We start from the raw sequence: 6,165 nt of genomic DNA, 5'->3' as shown, positions 1-6,165 counted from the left end.
TTATCGTAGCTTCGAGCCATTGCCTTTCCTCCTTCTTCTTCTCTTTTTTCTACTCCCTTGAGGAAAAGGTGTCAACTTTTTTTATACCATATCATTGATTATATGAGCCTCCCAGAAGAGGAACGTGCCACCCTTGCCCGTGTGTTTAAAAAATCCCCTCTGCTCCCCGCAGCTTCCAGCCAGCGTGGAAAATCAAAGCTGCTGTCCCTGTTTGGGAAGAAAAAGACGAAAGAATGACGCAAAAAGGGCTGCCATTCCCGTAAAATCCGGTTAGCAGTCCTCTTTACTGTATCGTGTGTCCCATGTTCAATTTTCCGGCTTTAGAGCCGCTTTTTCCAGACAGGAGCCAGCCGCATTATACATAGACCAGTTCCGTATAAATAATTTCTTCTGCCCGGTTACGGATAGAATTGCAGCGGCGCACCCATTCAAGCTGGTCATCCGCTTTCAATTTCTCCGTCACGCCCTCGGCGGCTTTCATCTGCTCCATGATAAGGTCAAGCCGTTCCTGTGCCTGCCCGTCCACATCGGCAAGGTGCGTCCAGAGTTTCCCGGATAACAGCAGGCTGCAATAAAGGGCGGGGCGGGCTTCTTCCAGATAGGCTTTACGCCTGCGCCCCCAATGCCCGATAGGGCGGGATTCCTTCGTCAGCCGCAGGGCGGGAATGTAATAATCACCCACAAGAACGTAGTCAAGACCGTTGGTATCGTCATGGATTCTTTCTGGCAGTTCTTTCATTCGTGACCTCCTGTATTCAGTTTTCCAGAATCCAGTTGTTCGTGTCCCTGTTCATGTGAATTTATTAGGCAACTGAACTCTTCACGAACAAGTATGGCATATCCTTTCCCAATTTTTGATAATTCAGTCCGTGGGAGGTCTGGCTGCCCCGGTTCTCCGACGTGTTGTAGCTGTCAATGGTTTCCCGGCCCAGCGCGTCGGAGATTTCCTTGGCGTTCTTCCCCCGCCCACTCAAAAATAAAGTACAGTCGCAGTTGTCGCTGATGATGTCGGCGGCGTCCTTGTAGATGGATTTTAACTGCGATTGACTTTGCAAAATAATAGAAGCCGAGATTTCCCGGCTTCGGATGGTGGCGATCAGCTTGTCAAAGTTGGGTATCTGCCCGATGTTGGCGAACTCGTCCAGTATCAGCCGCACATGGACGGGAAGCCTCCCACCATACACGTCGTCGGCCCGGTCGCACAGCAGATTGATAAGCTGGCTTTGCAGCATCGCCAGAATGAAATTAAAGGTCGTGTCCGTGTCGCTCATTATCAGGAACAGCGCCGTTTTGCGGTCGCCCAGGGTGTCCAGCTCCATTTCGTCGGTTTCCATCAGCTCACGGACTTCCCGGATGTCAAAGGGCGCTAACCTCGCCCCGCAGGAAATAAGGATAGAGCTCCGTGTTTTGCCAGCGGAAAGCAAAAATTTTTGATACTGCCGGACGGCGAAATGCTCCGGCTCCTTTTCCGCAAGCCGGGCGAACATTTCATCCACAGGGCTTTGAAATTCAGCGTCGTCCTCTCTGGCCTCGGAAGCGTTAATCATTTCAAGCAACGTCGTGAAATTCTTTTCGTTCTCCGGGGCCTCGTACCAGATGTAGCCGATTAGGGCGGTATAAAATAGTCGTTCGGACTTCACCCAAAAATCCTCGGTGGATTTTTCGCCGTCGCCCTTGGTGTTGGCGATGATGGTATTTACCAGCTTTAAAATGTCCTTTTCGCTGTGCAGGTAGGCGAACGGATTATAGCGCATGGACTTGGAAAAATTGATGGTATTCAGCACTTTTATCCTATATCCGCCTCGCCTTAAAAGCTGTCCTACCTCGATCAAGAGGCTGCCTTTTGGGTCAGTAATGCAATAGCTGCTGTGCATTTGCATGAGGTTGGGCTTAACAAAAAATCTCGTTTTGCCGCTGCCGGAACCGCCAATCACCAGCACATTTTTGTTCCGGGCGGTCTTGGGGTCTTTGGGTCTGCCGTTCATCGTCAGCCGTTCGGTCTGCGTGAGCAGGATGTTGTTTTCAAATACGGGGTCGATATAGGGGGCGATGTCCTTTGCTCCGCCCCATGAAGCGTTTTGTCAAGTGCTTTTTTGAGTTATTGACGCAAATTTTTTCAGAGCGGCGGGGAACGGGCAGGAAAAAAGGACGCACACCACTCCTGTGGACGTTTAGAAGCCGTTTTCGGGGGTGGGTAGTATAAAACCTTACCCCGTCCAGTTTTCGCTCCTGCAACGCCTTGAAAATCAAGCCTTTTCGCGCCCTATTGCGTAACACTCTATTCTGTTCTTTGGAAGAGGTCGGGGGCGCGGGGGCAGAGCCACCGCAAAACCTACCGATAGCCGCCGAAGTAGTGCAGACGGTTTTGCCGTTAGAATGGAGCGGACGAAAACGGGGGCAGGATTTTTTTATCCTGTTCCCCGTTTTCGGCGGCGAAATGGCAACGGTAAAAATCCAGACAGTCAAGGGTTTAAGGGTGGAGATTTTTTCGCGCTCTTTGCGAAAAAATACTACCCGCCCCTTGACGGTCTGGATAGGCGGAACGGACGGGAAATGCAGATTGCTTTTCCTTATTGGCTGTGGTATAATTTCCCCAGTACATACCGACAAATCGGAGTTTGTAAAACTGGATAAATCGGTAGTTGAAGAAAGGTGCAAACAGTTATGAAAATGCCAAAAGAAAAAATTGATGTAAGTATGTTTGCTCCATGCGGAATGAATTGTAAGGTCTGTTATAAGCATTGTTACCACAAAAAACCTTGTGCCGGTTGTTTGAACAGCGACAAAGGAAAACCGGAGCATTGTCGCAAATGTAAAATAAAAGACTGTATCAAAGAAAAATCTTTGTCCTACTGTTTTGACTGTGACGAATATCCATGCACGCTGATTAAAAATCTTGAAAAAAGCTATAATAAACGGTATCAAGCAAGTCTGATAGAAAATAGTCATTTTGTTCAAGCACATGGGTTAGAGCCTTTCATGGAATGGCAGAAAGAAAAATTTACTTGCCCTAAATGTGGTGGTATTATTTCCATTCACGACAGAGAGTGTAGCGAATGTCAAGAAAAAATTAAATAGTAAAAAACTTAAACAGGGTAGCGAGGACGGCATTGACTATCCCCGCCGCCCTGTCTGTTACCGTTCCATATCCTGCGTTCTGCGCTGTGCGTGTTCCCGCTGTTCCTGCCGCAAGATACTGTAAACGCTCTTTCGTATCTGCTCGGCTTCTTTCACTTCCCCTTTGAGTACAAGATACCGCTGATTGAGTGTTTTCCGCTCGGCGGTCAGTTTGGCATATTCCTCTTTCCATGCCTTTGTCGGAATGGCAGTCTTGCCGTTCATCACGCCTTTCAGATAATCCCGCGCCGCCGTAAATAAGATTTGCTCGGCTTCGGTCAGCTTCTTTTTCCCCTTGTACTTGAAATAAATGTCCGATTGCTCGATGTGCTTTTTCAAAGTAGCAAGCCGCCTTTCAACGGGTTTCAGCTTGCCTTGAATATCCAGTTGTTCCCCTATCATGGACTTGAATTTTTCATCAAGCCCCGCCATATCCTGTATCTGGTTTTGTTGCAGGAAATTCAGCATTTTCGCCGCGTCCTTGAGGTTATACAGCGATTGGGAATATCCCGATTTCCCCGCCTGTGCCTTGCGTGACAAAATGCTCTGAATGTAGTCGGCAAGGGTGGGCGGCTCGGTGTTCGCCTGTTCCTCTTTTAGCCAATTCTGCAATTTTGAGATACGCGCCTTTAACTGCCGCAATTTCTGGTTTGTCACTTCGATTTCTCGGTTAAGGTCGCCGCGCTCGGTGCGTATGCCGCGCTTCTCCATAGCGGAAGCGGCAACGCCTAAATGGACGGTGGGGATTTGGTCTATTCCCTGCCGCTCATAGGAACGGTGGTCGATACGCTCCGCGTGTCCGTTCTGCTCTAAATGCTGATTGCAGATTTGCGCCCATGCCGCCCGCCATTCTTCGGCTTTGCTCTGGTCGTTCCAGTCGGTGGCGGGTACGGATTTGCATTTGTACTGCCGCTTCTTTCGGTCATAGATTTTGTTCCCGTCCTTGTCAAGAATGTACTCCTTTTTCTGCTTCGCGCCCCACTCGCCGCTAAGCTCAAAGGGGCGCATGGTCAGCATAACATGGGCGTGTGGGTTGCCGCCGCCTGTGTCGTGTACGCAAATGTCGGCGCACATTCCCGCCGCCACAAAATGCTTTTTAACATACTCCCGCACAAGGGAAATGTTCTGTTCCCTCGTCAGTTCTGCGGGTAAGGCAAGTTCGATTTCCCGCGCAAGCTGTGCGTTTTTCGCTTTCTCGATTTTCTCCACTTCGTTCCACAAAACCGCCCTGTCAGAGAAAGCGGCGGGGGCGTGGTCGGGCAGTAAAATCTCGGTATGGACTACGCCGCCCTTGCGGGTGTAGTCGTGGGTTTCCCCGTCAAAGTCATTCGTGATTTTCTCCCCCGCCCGATAAGCGGCGGCGGCAACGGCGGATTTGCCCTTGCCGCGTGATATGATTTTGATACTGCAATGGTAAATCGCCATGTGCCGCGCTCCTTTCTGCGGGTAATCCCCGCCGTTTCCTTTTGTGCCGACAGGCACAAAACGCCCTCGGCAGAGCGCACGATACCACATTCATGTGGTATATAAGTGCGCCCTTGCTAAAAGCAAGGGTATGGGCAAAAGCCCGTTACCCTTGCGCCGCGCCCCCGTCTGCGTCCCCGTCCCCGCGGCTCTCCTGCGGCGTGTGGGCGGTTTTGGCGGCGGGGCGGGTGTTTCCCTGTGCCGCTGTTTCCGCGCCCTCTGCGGCGGCTCTGGCGGCGTTCTGGGCGGTCATTTCGTCCAACAGTCTGCGTCCATGCTCGGCGGCTACGGTCTTTTCAAGGAAAGTCTTGAATTGTTCCTCGGTCAATGGTATGCTGTCGGGGATAAGGCTTTCAAAAAGCCCCATGCGGCGGCAGAGGCGTTTCGTCCTGTCCTTGCGCTCCTGTGCCTTTTGCTCCTGCACAAGCTGTCTGCGCCTGTTTTCAAGCTGTCGGATTTCTTCCTCAATCCCCGCGATTTTTTCCAGTTTGGTCTTTGGCATATCTGAAATACTCCTTTCGTTTTTTGGTGTGGAATGGATAGGATAGGAATGGAATGGATTTTTACAGAAAATCGGTTTCCCGTTTTATTCCTGCCTGTCGGCAAGTATCATTTTCAACAGCTTGTCGCGGAATGTTTCTGTGCCGCTGTGGTTGAAAAACAGTTCCGCAACAATGGTCTGCCCGTTCCTCTGTGTCGTGATAATGCCGTCTGGCTTTCTGGGCGGCGGGGTAGGCGTTCCTCTCGTTTCCGTCATTCGGTCAACTCCTTTCTCTGGACGCGAAAAGGGATTTCCCGTAATTGGAAAATCCCTTTCTGCTGTCGGTTATTCTGTTTTACTGTGCGGCGGCTTGCGCCTTTTTCCTCGCCCGATATTCCCGCGCCTTGATACGGTCATACTCCCGTTGCTTTTCAAGGTTTCTGGCGCGGTAGGCTCTGGAATATTCTCTGTGATAGGCGCGGCTCTTTTCCTTTTGGGCTTCTTCGATTTCTTCCCGCATTTGTCGGATTTCCTGTTCTGTCGGCTCGGCAAGCTGTGTCACTTCGTTTTCAAATTTGCCGATATAATTGAAGTATATCCCGATATGCTGAATGGCGTTTTTTGCCCTTTTCCGGTCACGCTCATGCACTTCGATTTTGCTGATAAACTCGTTGAGAATGGCGGGGGTAAGTTCGGTAAAGTCGGCGTAGCGTTCTGTCAGTTTCACAAACCTCTGCGCCCGTCCGCCCGCGTTCTCAAAAGCGGATAACTGACTTTGGATTTCTTCAAGTTCCGCTTTCAGTGTGTAGTATTCTTCCGAATACTTCCGCGACATCTGCTCATAGCGGTCTTGCGGGATAGTGCCTAAAGCGTTGTCCTCATAAAGTGATATGGTATAAAAAAAGTTGACACCTTTTCCTCAAGGGAGTAGAAAAAAGAGAAGAAGAAGGAGGAAAGGCAATGGCTCGAAGCTACGATAAAGAGTACAAGGTACAGGCCGTAAAGCTGGCCAGAGAGATCGGCGGAGACAAAGCGGCGAAGGAGCTGGGCATCCCGAAAGGGACGATCCACGCCTGGCTGAAAGCGGTGCGGGAGGGGCGCCT

General features: G+C 50.6%; 5 protein-coding genes and 2 pseudogenes. 1 reads left to right on the top strand and 6 read right to left on the bottom strand.

Going from position 1 to position 6,165, the window contains the following annotated elements; all coding sequences use genetic code 11:
• Nucleotides 1-355: 355 nt before the first annotated feature.
• On the bottom strand, nt 356-739 hold the full coding sequence (locus C814_RS17760; RefSeq protein ID WP_016220926.1) for a TnpV protein: 384 nt from the start codon (nt 737-739) through the stop codon (nt 356-358).
• A gap of 97 nt (nt 740-836) precedes the next feature.
• Nucleotides 837-2,078, bottom strand: a pseudogene (locus tag C814_RS17755) (VirD4-like conjugal transfer protein, CD1115 family); the annotation flags it as partial.
• Nucleotides 2,079-2,664: 586 nt separating this feature from the next.
• Between C814_RS17755 and C814_RS23125 the strand changes: the two are divergent.
• The gene (locus tag C814_RS23125) at nt 2,665-3,078 is read left to right on the top strand and encodes a DUF3795 domain-containing protein (protein WP_081645031.1); all 414 of its coding nucleotides are present in this window, start codon (nt 2,665-2,667) and stop codon (nt 3,076-3,078) included.
• A 57-nt stretch (nt 3,079-3,135) separates the two neighbouring features.
• On the opposite strand, the gene mobQ is transcribed toward C814_RS23125, so the two are convergent.
• The 4 genes and pseudogenes from mobQ to C814_RS17740 form a co-directional block, all read right to left on the bottom strand.
• Nucleotides 3,136-4,542, bottom strand: coding sequence for a MobQ family relaxase (mobQ, locus tag C814_RS17750; RefSeq protein WP_016316795.1), 1,407 nt, complete (start codon nt 4,540-4,542; stop codon nt 3,136-3,138).
• Nucleotides 4,543-4,687: 145 nt separating this feature from the next.
• Nucleotides 4,688-5,083, bottom strand: coding sequence for a DUF3847 domain-containing protein (locus C814_RS17745; protein WP_016316794.1), 396 nt, complete (start codon nt 5,081-5,083; stop codon nt 4,688-4,690).
• 84 nt (nt 5,084-5,167) lie between these two features.
• Nucleotides 5,168-5,338, bottom strand: coding sequence for a transposon-encoded TnpW family protein (locus C814_RS23120; RefSeq protein WP_016316793.1), 171 nt, complete (start codon nt 5,336-5,338; stop codon nt 5,168-5,170).
• Nucleotides 5,339-5,417: 79 nt separating this feature from the next.
• A pseudogene (locus C814_RS17740) lies at nt 5,418-5,948 on the bottom strand (DUF4368 domain-containing protein); the annotation flags it as partial.
• Nucleotides 5,949-6,165 lie beyond the last annotated feature (217 nt).

Origin of the sequence: Anaerotruncus sp. G3(2012) (assembly GCF_000403395.2) — a bacterium.
Taxonomy (GTDB): Bacteria; Bacillota; Clostridia; order Oscillospirales; family Ruminococcaceae; genus Anaerotruncus.
The sequence above is the reverse complement of the archived record's forward strand: the minus strand, read 5'-3'. Positions and strand labels throughout refer to the sequence as shown.

Coding starts and splice junctions, on each gene's coding strand:
- C814_RS17760 (WP_016220926.1), bottom strand. CDS start 739: ATGAAAGAACTGCCAGAAAGAATCCATGACGATACCAACGGTCTTGAC.
- C814_RS23125 (WP_081645031.1), top strand. CDS start 2,665: ATGAAAATGCCAAAAGAAAAAATTGATGTAAGTATGTTTGCTCCATGC.
- mobQ (WP_016316795.1), bottom strand. CDS start 4,542: ATGGCGATTTACCATTGCAGTATCAAAATCATATCACGCGGCAAGGGC.
- C814_RS17745 (WP_016316794.1), bottom strand. CDS start 5,083: ATGCCAAAGACCAAACTGGAAAAAATCGCGGGGATTGAGGAAGAAATC.
- C814_RS23120 (WP_016316793.1), bottom strand. CDS start 5,338: ATGACGGAAACGAGAGGAACGCCTACCCCGCCGCCCAGAAAGCCAGAC.